Raw genomic sequence first — 13,666 nt, 5'->3', positions numbered from 1 at the left:
CCCGACCTATGGAAAAGCTCAAAAACGAAATCCAACGGATTAAACGCCACCGGCTCGACTACTACCATAGCCACCTGGATCTAGTCGAAGGCTACATCGACGAGAAGCCAGACATCTCGATTGAGACCTGCAAAGCCCTTATCGAGGGTATTTCAAAGCTCTCGCTACACTTGCTCAATCAAGAGCCTCTTGATAGCCACAACGATGAGAAGTTTCAGGCGCTTGTGAAGCGGGCGCTTTCAGAGCTTCAGAAGGGTCGTGGCTTCTCAGACGCAGATTTGTGTAAGCGGCTCTCTGGCGTGGTTCACTACATCGGTGAGGTGCGCAATGAGCACTGCGACATCGGGCATGGTCGTGCTTCGCTCAAGGAGCAAGTGAACGACGCAGAGTTTGCCGACCTGATTGTCGGGATCACGGACAATATTTGCACTTACATGCTGCGCCGCTTGGACGGGCTCGCAGACGAGGTCACGGAGTATGAGGACCATCCCGAGTTCAATGACTTTCTTGACGAACAGAACCCGCTCCCTGGGAATATCCGGTACAGCCGAGCCCTCTTCGACCAAGAATTTGAAACCTATGAGATCGAGCTTGGTGACTTCCTTTTAGAGTTTAACCCTGAAGAAGAATGACACAGACAGAGCAACAACTAGAGAACGCCCTTATCGCGCAGCTTGAAGACCTGGGCTGGGACAAGGTGACGATTGCCGATGAGAATGACCTCTTGGTCAATCTCAAGCGTCAGCTGGAAAAGCACAACAAGCTGCTCCTCTCAGACCTTGAGTTTCGGCAAGTTCTCAACAAGCTCGCTCGCGGAAACATCTTCGAGAAGGCCAAGATTCTCCGCGACAAGGTGGACTACACCCGCGACGATGGAACGACCGGCTATATCGAACTCATCAACCAGATTCAGTGGTGCAAGAACCAGTACCAAGTAACGCATCAGGTCACCATGACCGGCAAGTACACGAACCGCTATGATGTGACCTTGCTCGTGAACGGCTTGCCCCTCGTGCAAATCGAACTCAAGCGCCGTGGCCTCGAAATGAAAGAGGCCTTCAACCAGACCAATCGCTACCACCGGCACAGCTTTTCAGCAGGCTATGGGCTCTTTGGCTACATTCAGCTCTTCGTCATCAGCAACGGGGTCAACACCAAGTATTACGCGAACAACCCGGTGAACCGGCGCGACTTCAAGCAGACCTTTTTCTGGGCAGACGAAGAGAACAAGAAAATCTCGCAGCTCAGCGAGTTTGCGGAGGCTTTCCTCGAGAAGTGCCAGCTCTCGAAGATGATTACGAAGTACATCGTGCTGCATGAGAGTGACCAGCTGCTTATGGCGCTGCGTCCCTACCAGTTCTATGCGGTTGAGGCGATTGTGGAGCGTGTCGCGAACACGCAGAAGAACGGCTACATCTGGCACACAACCGGCTCAGGAAAGACCCTCACGTCCTTCAAGGCCGCTCAGATACTCACGCAGAGCTCAAAGGTGCATAAGGTGGTCTTTGTCGTGGACCGCAAAGACCTCGATTTCCAGACTATCAAGGAGTTCAACAGCTTCCAAGAAGGAAGCGTTGACGCCACGAACAACACGAAAAAGCTGGTGGACCAGTTCGCGGACGATACTCCCCTCATTGTGACCACGCTTCAGAAGCTCAATACCGCCATCAGCAAAGAGCGGCACCTGAAGGTGATGGAGAAGCTCAAGGACAAGCGCATGGTCTTCATCTTCGATGAATGCCACCGCAGCCAGTTCGGAGAGACCCACAAGCGGATCACAGACTACTTCGATAACGTGCAGATGTTCGGGTTCACCGGAACGCCTATCTTCCTAGAAAACGCCGGAACGCATGCCTACACGATGCCCGATGGGAGGGTTGTGAAAGGCAAAAGAACGACAAAAGATCTCTTCGGAGACCAGTTGCATAGCTACGTCATCACCGATGCCATCCGAGATGAGAACGTCCTGAAGTTCTCAGTCGAGTACATCCGAACCGTGAAACGCAAGGACCAGGTGGAGGACATCGAGGTCGAAGCTATCGACACGGCCGAGGTCATGGAGGCCCCTGCCCGTCTCGAGAAGATCGTAGACTACATCATCGCGAACCACGACCGGAAGACGCATAGCCGCGAGTTCACGGCCATCATGTGCGTCTCAAACGTGAAGAGCCTGATCGCCTACTACGAGCTCTTCAAAACAAAGAAGGATGCGGGAGAGCACAACCTTAAGATCGCGACCATCTTCTCCTACCAAGCCAACGAGGAAGATGCCGACGCCGATGGGCTTGGTGATGCAGATGACTTGCCGGATGAAAGCCGCCCGGTGAACAAGCACAGCCGGGAGAAGCTGGACGAGTACATTGCCGACTATAATGCGATGTACGGGACTAACTATTCGACCAAGGACAGCAAGCTTTTCTACAACTACTACAAGGATGTCGGAAAGCGCATGAAAGCGCGGCAGGTCGATATCTTACTCGTCGTGAACATGTTCCTCACCGGCTTTGACAGCAAGCCACTCAACACGATCTACGTCGATAAAAATCTCAAGTACCACGGTCTTTTGCAGGCCTATTCCCGCACCAACCGGACGATGGGCGCGAAGAAATCCCAGGGGAATGTGGTAGTCTTCCGCAACCTTAAGCCTGCGACTGACAAGGCCATCGAGCTCTTCGCGAACAAGAACGCGCAGGAGGAAATCATCCTCGCTCCCTACGAGGACTATGTGAAGAAGTTCGAGGAAGCGACCGCAAAGCTCTTTGCCATCACGCCGACCGTCGAGAGTGTGGATGAACTCCTCACCGAAGAGGATGAAGCCGCTTTCGTGCAAGCCTTCCGTGAACTTATCCGAGTGAAGAACGTGCTGGATTGCTTCACGCAATTCGACTTCTCCACCCTGCCCCTTGATGAACAGACCTTCGCGGACTTCCGCAGCAAGTACCTTGACCTTTACGACAAGGTTCGCAGCGAAAAAGAAAAAGAGAAGGTTTCGATCCTTGATGACCTGGACTTCGAGGTCGAGCTCATCAGTCGCGACAAAATCAACGTCAGCTACATCATCAATCTGCTACGCGATATGCAGAACAAGAAGCCTGAAGAACAGGCCAAGGCTCGCAAGAGCATCATGGACGTGCTGGATACCGAGGCTCAGCTCCGTAGCAAGAAAGAGCTTATCGAACGCTTCATCTCGCAGCACTTCCCTGACCTGCCGGCAAGCGCCGATGTTGGTGAGGAGTTTGATAGCTACTGGCAGGCAAGAAAACAGGAAGCTATCGCGAACCTGAGCGAGGACGAAGGCCTCAAGCAAGAAGGCCTTGAGAAGGTTATTGGAACCTATCTCTTCACCGAGAAGACCCCAATGCGCGACGACGTTATCGGGATTATGGAAAAGCGCCCTGGCCTACGAGAGCGTCGTAGCGTTGCAGACCGGGTGATCGAGAAAATCAAAACCTTCGTGGAGACTTTTATTGACGGAGTTGATTAACTGCGATGCTGGGATTTTCGATCAGCTTACCATCGAACAGACTTTCGAAGCACTACTGATAGTGGCCGCGTACGCTTCTGTTTAGGTGGCTTGTTGATGGCTTGTCGTCTGGCTACAAATCGGCGATACATAACCGAGCCGATGCCGATCCCTGCGAGTCTTGCCGGCAGCACTTTTCTGTCCAGAGTCCTTGGCCCGATTTGGATCTGCGCAGTCTGACGCGAAATCACTCGCATTCTTCAATCCTTATCCATGCAGCTGAGGGCCATGCTGAAATGGTAGCCGAGGAGCGAAGAAATGGACAAAGAGCCTATCATCATTACCAATGCAAGCGCTTTGAAAGACGCTGCAAAAGCTGTTGTAGCGCGTGTAAAACGTAACGAAGGAAACATATCGATCAACGGTGTCCTGTCTGAAATCGCATCTGGCCTTGCTGGCGAAGCCAGGACTTGGGGCGCGATTACAGAACAACCTGTATACGTGTCCGAAAGTGTTCGGCTGGTCAAAATCTTTGGCCGTTCTCGGCCAAACAAGAAAATCAAAGACAGGCAAGGCGTCAACACTGCATTCGAATTTTTTGCCTCGCCTACGGTGTTGTCAAAGTCAAGAATGCTGGAGCTTGCCTCTCTTTGGAAGCAAGGAGGTTACGAAAACAGGCACAACCGAAGCCCTGTCTGCCGCTTCGCTGAAAAAGATATCTACGAATTTGAGTTGGTATGCATTGCTGACCTTCTAAGCGCTTTAGAGCAAAGCAGAAATCCAATTTTCGGAGACTCTGCTTATCGCCTTCTCCTTGATTGGGGGAACCCTTCGCAGGATTCCAACAGTCAGTACCCTTTGGGTTTCATTGAGCATGGAATTCGGCAGGTTCTTTTTGAATTATCATACCAAGTACCATATGATCGCGATCAACAAATTCACTCAATTTTGCAGACTTGGTCCTACTTGAAATTGGAAATCCCTGGCAATGACTTTGGGGAAACTTGGGGCAAGCTAGTTCAGTGCCTAGGTTGGCTTGAGCATTGAGAGTTCACGCACCGAGAACAGGCTCTCGAAGACGACTGAAGCCAAGCGGTTAGGTGCATCTTGGCTCTCATTTCCGGGGCGCTTTGGTTCCTAGCAGGAGAGGCGCTTAGAAGAAGCACGCACTACTACAACGACAGTCGCCATAGACTTCTGATATTCAATATTGGGTAATGGCGGCAGGTAAGCTGTACTAGCGGTCTGGGTCTGTATCGAGTTTGCCCCAGAGATCCTCAACCAGATCTGAGAAGCCATCATTCGAGGGCTCCTTGGGCAGTAGACCAGCTCTTCGCCGGCGTTCGACCTCGGCCATGAGTTCTTCTTCTGTGGCTGTCTCAACCACATCACATCGAAGAGCTTCAATCTCGTCCGCTGTCCACGACTCAAATTTGTCAGCGTAGAAGCCCAGGGAATACGGCTCGTCATCGGAAATCTGCTTGATCAAAGCATTCCAATCTTCGCTCTGGTTCAATTCCTTTTCGATCCTCTCGTCTGGTTCGCGAATGGACTCGCGGATCAACGGCAGCAGCTTTGCCTGAGCGCTTTCCTTATCCACTCCGGTTCCTAGCAGCCACATGTCTGCGATCTTGCGAACAAGCGACCAAACAGTTTGATTTCGTGGGTGGTCTTCTATTCTGCCGCCAAGGCCTTTTTCCTGAATGCCCAGCTGTTCAGCGGCCCGTTCGCTCATTCGAATATTGTAATCAGAAACGTCCGCGAGTTCTGAATCGTTCTCAGCCACAGCTCGGGCGACCTCTTGATCACCAACATAGACAACCACCTTCAACATCCCACTACCCCTTCCTTCGCCGGTTCATCACTCGGTCCAGGTGGCTGTAGTCCAGATCTCGCATTATCCTTTTAACTCGCTCTGGATCGACTTCGCGATCTTTTCCAGCAGTGTGGACGATGTGTCTGACGTAGATCGCCAACGCGACTATGATCACGGCGGATAAGATCAAGCTGATATGCTCCGCCCCCATCACTAAGTCTTCTTCCTTGGGTCTTCGATCCCGAGGTCGTCGAACACGTTGCCGCTACCATCAGTGATCTCGACATCATCGTCCTCAGTCACTAGATCCCAGGTGTTCTCTTTGACCCATTCATCCCGCCATTTGGGCGCATCGGCCGGACGCTGTGCAAAATCGGCGATTTGCTCGAAAATCATTTTGCGCAATGCAAGCCAGACCTCCGGACCCTCTTTGCGACGAGCTTGCAACTCTGCGATCAAGTCATCCAGAGGAACATCCTGTAACGGGCGCCCGAAGATCTCTTCTTCTGAAAAATCATCTGTCATCGCTCAACATCCTCGACACTGATCGTCAAGACTAAGATCTTGTTTGGTTTTACGGTGATCTCTTTTCCTTCAATCTCTCGAAGTTTGCCGTTCACCAAAGTCTCGCAGACTACGAAAATTGGAATTTCCTCTTCCGTAGACTCGTCACTCATCTGGCTTACCCTTCGGATCAGGCACCTTTCGCGACCGGATCTCATCCGAGGTAATCGGCTTGGTTAGTTTTGCTCGACCGGCCGCAATTTCAGCCTCCCGAAGCCTAAGCAAACGCAAGGTTTGTTCATCCAGCTCAACGTCGTCGTCATCACCCATCAGACTTCTCCCGAGTACAGTAACAGTGAGAACAGAGCACTTGAGACCCGTCGGCTGTCCGAACGATGTCACCAACGTGGCCACACTCTTCACACGTCACACCGCATCGAAATTCCATCCAGTCAGCGTACTCCTGAATGAGATCGTGGTATCGACTGAAACCGATGGATATCTTGCCATCCTGGCCTTTCCTAATTTCCGAGATCTGAATAGTTCCAAGGTCCAGTGCCCTGAAATCCTGACTGAAGGAAAGCTTGTGGAGTGCTTGCGAAATCACGACGAGCCAGCCCTTTCCGACAGCAGGAACAAGAGATGCGCAATCTGGAGAAACGAGGTCTGGATAGTTTTCCACAATGTCCAGCCTCAGGCTGTCGGGCCAGGATCCTTCGGCGCCCTCAAATCGCCGCCGCAGAGCATCATTATAGCACCAGCTGCAAAGCGTCGTCACAAACCCAAGGACGTTCTGGCGTTGGGCAGAATTAGAACAACCTTCACAGGTTTGCTCAATCTGATCGACACGCCATTGAATCTCTTCACTCGTAGCCTGGTTGCAGCCCGGGCCCTCATAGACGCGCAAGCCTCCCCATTTCTGTTTGATCTGAACGATGGACGGGTGTTCATCACCAAACAGGTCGGGCTGCTCGTCGATCAACCTCTTCACTTTCTCAAGTGCAAGTGTAAGCTGCTCCGCCCACCCGGCACGATACTCACCAAGCTGCTTGAAGACGCTTCCATGAATATCATTCCAGTCGACAACACTGCTCATCACTGACCTCCGGGCCCGCGCCTCTTTGAGATCGTGTGAAACCTCCGCTATAGCAGTCATCATACGGTCGACCACTTCACGGCCATCACACTCGACATGCAGACCCTCGGTCGACCATGTGACGTCAGAGACGTGCGGAGCTGGGTAGTTGTGCGCCATCACCAAACGCATCTCTTCGGCGTACCAGGCGTCAAATGAGCGGAGATCATCTGGAGCTCCATGGTCCTCGATCACACCTCGAACCTTTTCTCGGAATTCCTTCCAGCTCTTTTCGACATCATCCATCAGTCACATTCTCCAGAACTTGGGCTTGTTGAGATGGAAGACCCCTCCCGGGATCTCCTCGACCGATTGCTTGATGTCGTTGAAATCAATTGAATTAGTAGCATCGCCCGCCATATCGGACTCCTCCTGAGGATGGTAGGAGGCGTCGGAATCGAACCGACTCGTGCACTCTAATCTGGAGCAATTACAAGGATATAAGCCTCGCCCGCATACCAATGCTGCCTCCCGCGGATTTCGCGTGGGTTATCAACCTCAGGCCGATATTCGCTGGCAGTGGATGCGTGTGAACGTCATGACCGCAAGCTGAACCAGTTCGCATAACCATGTCAAGACAGAGCGTGCTGCACCTAGAAATTCACCGCGTAGTTCTGGGAACCTTCTAGCTTCGCGTGTGCCAAAAGGAATGAAGCATCCTATTATACGGGTCAGTACAGCGTCGGGTAGCTCTCAGACCGCGAAGCGATTCGATGCCCTGTGATCCGGAGTCGAACCCAGAAGCTCCGTCGACAACTCGCTCTGAACCGCCGCGCGTCTTTTGATCTGCGTTTGGTGCGCTCTGTTCTGGAGAAATACAAAAGTCTTGATCTGACCAAACCTCAGCGGCAGCATTGATCTGCATCTTTCGAAAAATGGAGAAACTACTGCCCCCTGCCAACTCTCACTCGAACTACCAAGTTATAGATGTTTTTAATGCCTTGAAGTTCGCTCCTTCTCCTCGGCAGCTTTCATACGGCTATCTATTGTATGTAGGAAACCTGTCTCGGTACTCCCGCTTGCAAAATGTTGATTATCGTGGTCGTCGTTGTGTACAGGACCAAAATTCGACTAAAAATCGACATTTCTAATTAAGGTAGTTGATTTATGCTAAACGGTGAACGCGACAAGTTGCGGATTCATATGACTATAGCTGCACTCAGTCACACAGTTGGTGGAATTTTTTGTTACCTTAACCCTTTTAAACCAAACGGAGAAACAACATGGCATGGTCCTTCTCACTTGGCCGATTGCTCGGCTCGGAACTGAGGGTCCATGTCACCTTCTTCCTGCTGCTCGCCTGGGTTGGTTTTGCAGCGTATTCCAGCGGCGGTTGGCCCGCTGCGCTCAACAACATCCTGTTCGTTCTGGCTTTGTTTGCCTGTGTCGTCGCGCATGAATTCGGTCACGCGCTCATGGCAAAGCGATACGGGATTCGCACCCCTGATATCACTTTGCTGCCAATCGGTGGACTGGCACGTCTTGAGCGGATGCCAGAAAAACCGATGCAGGAGGTTTGGGTCGCCTTAGCAGGCCCGGCCGTAAACGTCGTCATCTGGGCCATCCTCGTGGTTTTAGGCGCGGGGATACAACTTGGATCGCTGGCCCAGATCGACTCGGCAGGCACGAACCTATTGAGCCGTCTGGCCTATGTGAATCTGCTGCTGGCGGCCTTCAACATGATCCCGGCATTTCCGATGGACGGCGGGCGTGTATTCCGCGCTTTGCTATGTATGAAGATGGAACGTGCCAAGGCCACGCGGATCGCCGCCCTTGGCGGTCAGATCGTAGCGGTCGGGCTTGGTTTTCTGGGGCTGACCTCTGGCAACCCGATACTGGTTCTGATCGCCGTCTTTGTCTTCATTGCCGCGAATTCCGAAAACCAAGACGTTGCGCTACGTTCGGTTGCGCGGCGTGTGAAGGCCCGGGATGCGATGATCACCGAGTTCAAGGCGTTGTCGCCCGATGATACGTTGGCGACGGCGGCTCAAGCGGTCATTCATACGACCCAGCACGAGTTTCCGGTCTTGGCCGAGGATGGCAGCCTTTTGGGTTTTGTCACCCGTGACCGACTGTTCGCAGCGTTAGCAAGCGACCATCCCCGATCCGAGCCTGCAGCGTCGATTATGGATAAGGACATACCACAAGTCGCGCTCACCAGCGGTTTGGATCAAGTTCTGAATGGCCTGCATAAAGGTGCACCCGCAATTGCTGTTTGTACCAAATCGGGACACATGGTTGGCTATATCACCCGCGAAAACATCGGCGAGCTGATGGTAATCCAGGGGCGCTGAATCTCAGCAGGCGGCCAGCGCATCATCAAGCACCGAGACCACTGTCTCGCGCGGCACTTCTGAAGTGACGAAGGCCTGTCCGATGCCTCGTGCCATAATGAAACGCAACTGGCCATCCATGACCTTTTTGTCCTGCGCCATCAGATCGACCAGCGTTTCTGCATCCGGCAATTCACCCGGAATATCGGCCAGATCAGTCTTCATGCCCATGGCGCGCAAATGCGCCCTGACACGGCTTGGATCTTCTTGCGGGCAAAGCCCCAAGCGAGAAGAAGTTTCAAACGCCAGCGAACAGCCGATGGCGACACCTTCACCGTGCAGCAATCGATCAGAATAATCGGTTGCAGCCTCAAGCGCGTGGCAGAAAGTATGACCCAGATTGAGCAGCGCCCGGTCGCCCTGCTCGGTCTCGTCGCGCGCGACGATATCGGCCTTCATCTGAACCGAGCGTGTGACGGCCTGCACGCGCGCAGCCATGTCGCCGGATGCTAACAGAGGCCCGTTATCTTCAAGCCACTCAAAGAACTGGGCATCGCCCAGCAGTCCATATTTGACGACTTCGCCATATCCAGCGAGAAAGTCCCGCGTCTGTAACGTACCCAGCACGTCCGTGTCGGCCAACACCAGTGACGGCTGGTGAAACGCTCCAATCAGGTTCTTGCCCTGTGGCGCATTTATCCCAGTCTTGCCGCCAACCGAGCTGTCGACCTGTGCCAGCAGCGAAGTCGGTATCTGAACAAAGCGTACCCCGCGCCGCATCACTGCTGCAGCAAATCCCGCCAGATCGCCGATCACACCCCCTCCTAGCGCAACGACGACGTCGTTCCGTTCGACCTTCTCCGCCAGCAACCATTCTACCGCGCGCTCAAAATGCGGCCAGCTTTTGGTGGCCTCACCCGCTGGCAGTGCCAGAGCATTCATCTCGATCCCGGCTGAGGCCAGGCCTTCACGCAGTGCATCCAGATGCAGGCCCTCGACAGTCTCATCGGTCAGAACCGCGACACGCTTACGCTTTATCAGTGGAGCAATCCGTTCCCCAGATTGCGCCAAAAGGCCGGGGCCGATCTCTACATCATAAGAACGCTCGGCCAAATCAACATGTACGGTTTGATGCATTAAATTCGTTCCAAAATATCAGGGCGCGTCACCAATGCGGCAATCACCCGATCCACCATATCTTCGATTGCGGTTTCGCCATCTGAGTCAGCCACCAGATCGGCCTGTTCATAGATCGGCACGCGCGCCTCGTACAAACCGCGCAACGTTGCATACGGGTCTGCCGTACGCAGCAACGGGCGCGTGTCTTTATGTTTGACGCGATTCCACAACACGTTCAGATCGGCCCGCAACCACACAGATGCACCGCGGTCTGAGATCATATTTCGATTGCCTTCTGCTAGAAACGCGCCGCCTCCGGTCGACAGGATGCCTTTTTCCTCATCCAGAAGCCGTCCGATGATCTGGCTTTCCTTGCTGCGAAAGAACGCCTCGCCATCGCGGGCAAAGATCTCGGGGATGGTCATGTTGGCCGCCGATTCGATCTCGGAATCGCTATCGAGAAAGGGAACGCCGAGCCGAGCCGCCAGAGCCCGGCCCACCGCAGTCTTTCCAGCCCCCATCATTCCGACCAAAACGACGGTTTTGTGCAGTTGAAATTGCGCCGCTGTGTCGGAACGCACCGTGTTATGCTTAATTTCGCTCATTTCGTCGTGAATGACGTGATCTTAAGAAAAATGCTAGTTATAACTTGGGCAAAAGCAAAAATTGAGGCAGCGTTCACCCATGGGCCGTTTGATCAAGTTCCTGATTTACCTCATCTGCCTGTGTTTCATCGGGCTGGTTGGGTATGCCTATGTCGGGCCGTTTTTTGGTGCGGACTTTTCCGCTCCTCAAAGTGAAGTCCGCGAACCGGTCATCTTGAATGCCGACTAGAACCACTCTTCTGGCGTTTTTTCTGGCCGGAACTGCGCAGGCACAATCGACGGAGCCCTTGTCGATCATTGACTGGCTGACCGACCCCCCAGAAAATCTGCCGGGCACAGTGCTGATGGAACCGCCTGTGACCCAGACAGGGTTGCAGCCGGATATTCAGGTCACCCCGCTTGAGGCGCTGTCGCCACCGCTGGGTTTGGTGGCCTCTTCCGTCACGGGTCTGCCGGTCAACTTGTGGCAGAACAGCGATGCAGATCGCTTGGCGGAACTGATCGCGCAGGTGCGGGTCAAGTCCAACCCCGCTATGCAACGGCTGCTGTTCACCCTGCTCCTTTCCGAGGCACGTCCCCCGAGCGGAGGACAGGCAGAAGACAAATTGCTGATGGCGCGACTGGACCGCCTTATGCAATTGGGCGCATCCGATCCGGTACAATCTCTGGTTCAGCTGGCCGGTCCGACCGATACGCAAGCTCGTTTCAAACGCTGGTTCGATGCGACGTTGCTGACGGGTGACGAAGACCGGAGTTGTACGGCGCTGATCGCGCAGCCGAATTTGTCTCGGGATTACGCAGCGCAAATATTCTGCAAGGCCCGTCGTGGAGATTGGGCGTCAGCTGCGCTGACACTCGAAGCCGCTCATGCGCTGCAGGTGCTGCCCGAAGACCAGCTTGCGTTGCTCGATCGCTTTCTCAGCCCGGAATTGTTCGAAGGGGCTGAGTATCTTCCTCAGCCCGACGACCCGAATCCGCTTACGTTCCGTCTGTTCGAAGCCATTGGTGAACGTTTGCCCACGGCTTCGCTGCCACGGGCGTTCGCCAATGCCGATCTGCGCGATGTGGCGGGCTGGAAAGCCCAGGTCGAAGCTGCTGAACGATTGACGCGGATTGGGGCGCTGACACCCAATCAGTTGCTTGGCCTGTATACCGAACGTTCGCCGGCTGCTTCGGGCGCCGTGTGGGATCGCGTGGCAGCCATTCAACGGTTCGAAACCGCATTGGGAACCGGAAATCCCGATGCGGTTTCCAAGACTTTAATTGAGGTTTGGGCCCAGATGAAGTCAGTCGGGCTTGAGGTTCCGTTTGCCGAACTTTTTGCCCCGCGTCTGGCAGCAATGAAACTATCTGGTTCGGCCGCCGAGAATCTGCGGTGGCGTATTCTGCTGTTGTCCGAGCTTTATGAAGACGCGGCGCAAGATGTGCCCGAAGGTTCCGATGCGAATATGTTTCTGGCCGCCCTGGCACAGGGCGATCCGCAACGCGCGCCGTCGCCAACCCCTCTGGCGGATGCCATTTCGCAGGGCTTTGCCTGGTCCGCGCCCATCCCTTCGGATATCGACGGGCTTCTGAGCAACGATCAATTGGGCGAAGCCATTCTGGAAACGATGCAATTGTTCGCCCATGGCGCGCGCGGCAATCTGGTCGACCTGACCGCTGCAATCGCTGCGTTCCGCCGCGTGGGTCTTGAAGACACCGCACGTCGGGCCGCGTTGCAGTTGATGATCTTGAACGGGGCTTGAGCATGACCGCGCCCGCGTCTCAGGAGCTGTGGATTTCCACCTTCCTCGAAGCGCAAGCTGCTGAGCTTGGCGCCGCCACCAACACCCTGCTCGCCTATGGCCGGGATCTGAAAGATTTCTCTGATTGGTTGACGCGTCGGAAATCGGGCTTTTCCGAAGCGGATCGCGATCGGATCGAAGGTTACCTGATCGATTGCGATGCGCAGGGCCTGTCGCGCTCGACAAGGGCACGGCGGTTGTCGGCGATCAAACAATTGTACCGATTTGCTTTCGAAGAAGGCTGGCGCGAAAGCAACCCGGCCATCCAGATCAAGGGACCAGGGCGCCCCAAGCGATTGCCAAAAACACTGGACGTGCCCGAAGTTGACCACCTGCTTGCAGCAGCGCGGCGCACGGGCCGTTCCGACGCAGACAGAATTCGCAACACGTGCCTGATGGAACTGCTCTATGCGACGGGGATGCGGGTGACAGAGCTGGTATCGCTGCCGGTCGGTTCAGCCAGAGGTGATCCCCGCATGCTGCTGGTCCTCGGCAAAGGCGGGAAAGAGCGGATGGTTCCGCTGTCCCCCCCTGCCCGCGAGGCGTTGGCTGACTGGCTGAAAGCCCGCGATACGGCGGAGGAAAAAGCCATTTCCAAAGGGGGGCAAGCGTCACGTTTCCTGTTCCCGTCGCGCGGGAAATCCGGGCACCTGACGCGGCATCGCTTCTTTCTGCTGGTCAAGGAACTGGCCGTCGAAGGCGGTGTTTCGCCTGAAAAAGTCACACCTCACACGCTGCGCCATGCGTTTGCGACGCACCTGCTTGCCAATGGCGCGGATCTGCGCTCGATCCAGACGCTGTTGGGCCATGCAGATGTGGCGACGACCGAGATCTATACGCATGTTCTGGATGAGCGATTGTCGGAACTGGTGTTGGAACACCACCCGCTGGCTAAAGACGACACCACAGATCAGGGCTAACCCCTTGATTGGCCGGGCCCGCACCCCCATAACGAATGCAGCAACAC

13 protein-coding genes and 1 tRNA gene are annotated in these 13,666 nt (G+C 54.5%); 7 read left to right on the top strand and 7 right to left on the bottom strand.

Translation table 11 applies throughout. From position 1 onward, the window contains the following. The first annotated feature begins 8 nt into the window (after positions 1 to 8). The 3 genes from AC1DFB_RS05205 to AC1DFB_RS05195 all read left to right on the top strand — a co-directional run bounded on the left by AC1DFB_RS05205 (position 9) and on the right by AC1DFB_RS05195 (position 4,510). Positions 9 to 632 carry an abortive infection family protein gene (locus AC1DFB_RS05205; protein WP_480922266.1) on the top strand — a complete coding sequence of 208 codons (624 nt, stop codon included), beginning with the start codon at positions 9 to 11 and terminating at the stop codon, positions 630 to 632. Further along, complete coding sequence (locus AC1DFB_RS05200) at positions 629 to 3,484, top strand: type I restriction endonuclease subunit R (protein WP_480922265.1); 2,856 nt, start codon at positions 629 to 631, stop codon at positions 3,482 to 3,484. Before AC1DFB_RS05205 ends, AC1DFB_RS05200 begins: the two co-directional genes overlap by 4 nt. Before the next feature lie 297 nt (positions 3,485 to 3,781). After that, a complete protein-coding gene (locus AC1DFB_RS05195) occupies positions 3,782 to 4,510 on the top strand; it encodes a hypothetical protein (protein WP_480922264.1) in 729 nt (242 codons plus the stop codon). Positions 4,511 to 4,700: 190 nt separating this feature from the next. Here the strand turns inward: AC1DFB_RS05195 and AC1DFB_RS05190 are convergent, their stop codons facing one another. From AC1DFB_RS05190 to AC1DFB_RS05170, 5 genes are all read right to left on the bottom strand, one after another. Then, positions 4,701 to 5,297 (bottom strand): hypothetical protein, encoded by a 597-nt coding sequence (locus AC1DFB_RS05190; protein ID WP_480922263.1) that lies wholly within the window; start codon positions 5,295 to 5,297, stop codon positions 4,701 to 4,703. Between the two features lie 195 nt (positions 5,298 to 5,492). Next, entirely contained in the window at positions 5,493 to 5,804 is a 312-nt protein-coding gene (locus tag AC1DFB_RS05185) for a hypothetical protein (RefSeq protein WP_480922262.1), read from the bottom strand. 144 nt (positions 5,805 to 5,948) lie between these two features. After that, on the bottom strand, positions 5,949 to 6,113 hold the full coding sequence (locus AC1DFB_RS05180) for a hypothetical protein (RefSeq protein ID WP_170334772.1): 165 nt from the start codon (positions 6,111 to 6,113) through the stop codon (positions 5,949 to 5,951). Next, on the bottom strand, positions 6,106 to 7,164 hold the full coding sequence (locus tag AC1DFB_RS05175) for a hypothetical protein (protein WP_480922261.1): 1,059 nt from the start codon (positions 7,162 to 7,164) through the stop codon (positions 6,106 to 6,108). The genes AC1DFB_RS05180 and AC1DFB_RS05175 overlap by 8 nt, the downstream gene beginning before the upstream one ends. 133 nt (positions 7,165 to 7,297) lie before the next feature. Next, positions 7,298 to 7,391: transfer RNA gene (locus tag AC1DFB_RS05170), tRNA-OTHER, on the bottom strand. A gap of 750 nt (positions 7,392 to 8,141) precedes the next feature. Between AC1DFB_RS05170 and AC1DFB_RS05165 the strand changes: the two genes are divergently transcribed. Beyond that, positions 8,142 to 9,212: a site-2 protease family protein gene (locus tag AC1DFB_RS05165; RefSeq protein WP_170405290.1), complete on the top strand. Its 1,071-nt coding sequence runs from the start codon at positions 8,142 to 8,144 to the stop codon at positions 9,210 to 9,212. Between the two features lie 3 nt (positions 9,213 to 9,215). On the opposite strand, the gene aroB is transcribed toward AC1DFB_RS05165, so the two are convergent. Continuing rightward, a complete protein-coding gene (gene aroB / locus AC1DFB_RS05160) occupies positions 9,216 to 10,328 on the bottom strand; it encodes a 3-dehydroquinate synthase (RefSeq protein WP_480922260.1) in 1,113 nt (370 codons plus the stop codon). Then, on the bottom strand, positions 10,328 to 10,915 hold the full coding sequence (locus AC1DFB_RS05155; protein ID WP_170405283.1) for a shikimate kinase: 588 nt from the start codon (positions 10,913 to 10,915) through the stop codon (positions 10,328 to 10,330). The genes aroB and AC1DFB_RS05155 overlap by 1 nt, the downstream gene beginning before the upstream one ends. A 79-nt stretch (positions 10,916 to 10,994) precedes the next feature. Here AC1DFB_RS05155 and AC1DFB_RS05150 point away from each other — a divergent pair, with 79 nt between their 5' ends. From AC1DFB_RS05150 to AC1DFB_RS05140, 3 genes are read left to right on the top strand one after another with little or no spacing between them, the layout of a single operon-like run. Further along, positions 10,995 to 11,144, top strand: coding sequence for a hypothetical protein (locus AC1DFB_RS05150; protein WP_170393309.1), 150 nt, complete (start codon positions 10,995 to 10,997; stop codon positions 11,142 to 11,144). Further along, positions 11,134 to 12,660: a hypothetical protein gene (locus AC1DFB_RS05145; RefSeq protein ID WP_170635616.1), complete on the top strand. Its 1,527-nt coding sequence runs from the start codon at positions 11,134 to 11,136 to the stop codon at positions 12,658 to 12,660. The genes AC1DFB_RS05150 and AC1DFB_RS05145 overlap by 11 nt, the downstream gene beginning before the upstream one ends. Positions 12,661 to 12,662: 2 nt before the next feature. Further along, positions 12,663 to 13,619: a site-specific tyrosine recombinase XerD gene (locus AC1DFB_RS05140; protein ID WP_480922259.1), complete on the top strand. Its 957-nt coding sequence runs from the start codon at positions 12,663 to 12,665 to the stop codon at positions 13,617 to 13,619. Positions 13,620 to 13,666: the final 47 nt, after the last annotated feature.

It is taken from the genome of Ruegeria sp. S84, assembly GCF_056583445.1.
The sequence above is the reverse complement of the archived record's forward strand: the minus strand, read 5'-3'. Positions and strand labels throughout refer to the sequence as shown.

Bases quoted from the DNA above. Each gene is read 5' to 3' on its own strand.
- AC1DFB_RS05185 (WP_480922262.1), bottom strand. From the start codon at position 5,804: ATGACAGATGATTTTTCAGAAGAAGAGATCTTCGGGCGCCCGTTACAG.
- AC1DFB_RS05195 (WP_480922264.1), top strand. From the start codon at position 3,782: ATGGACAAAGAGCCTATCATCATTACCAATGCAAGCGCTTTGAAAGAC.
- AC1DFB_RS05145 (WP_170635616.1), top strand. From the start codon at position 11,134: ATGCCGACTAGAACCACTCTTCTGGCGTTTTTTCTGGCCGGAACTGCG.
- AC1DFB_RS05180 (WP_170334772.1), bottom strand. From the start codon at position 6,113: ATGGGTGATGACGACGACGTTGAGCTGGATGAACAAACCTTGCGTTTG.
- AC1DFB_RS05155 (WP_170405283.1), bottom strand. From the start codon at position 10,915: ATGAGCGAAATTAAGCATAACACGGTGCGTTCCGACACAGCGGCGCAA.
- AC1DFB_RS05190 (WP_480922263.1), bottom strand. From the start codon at position 5,297: ATGTTGAAGGTGGTTGTCTATGTTGGTGATCAAGAGGTCGCCCGAGCT.
- AC1DFB_RS05140 (WP_480922259.1), top strand. From the start codon at position 12,663: ATGACCGCGCCCGCGTCTCAGGAGCTGTGGATTTCCACCTTCCTCGAA.
- aroB (WP_480922260.1), bottom strand. From the start codon at position 10,328: ATGCATCAAACCGTACATGTTGATTTGGCCGAGCGTTCTTATGATGTA.
- AC1DFB_RS05205 (WP_480922266.1), top strand. From the start codon at position 9: ATGGAAAAGCTCAAAAACGAAATCCAACGGATTAAACGCCACCGGCTC.
- AC1DFB_RS05175 (WP_480922261.1), bottom strand. From the start codon at position 7,164: ATGGATGATGTCGAAAAGAGCTGGAAGGAATTCCGAGAAAAGGTTCGA.
- AC1DFB_RS05200 (WP_480922265.1), top strand. From the start codon at position 629: ATGACACAGACAGAGCAACAACTAGAGAACGCCCTTATCGCGCAGCTT.
- AC1DFB_RS05150 (WP_170393309.1), top strand. From the start codon at position 10,995: ATGGGCCGTTTGATCAAGTTCCTGATTTACCTCATCTGCCTGTGTTTC.
- AC1DFB_RS05165 (WP_170405290.1), top strand. From the start codon at position 8,142: ATGGCATGGTCCTTCTCACTTGGCCGATTGCTCGGCTCGGAACTGAGG.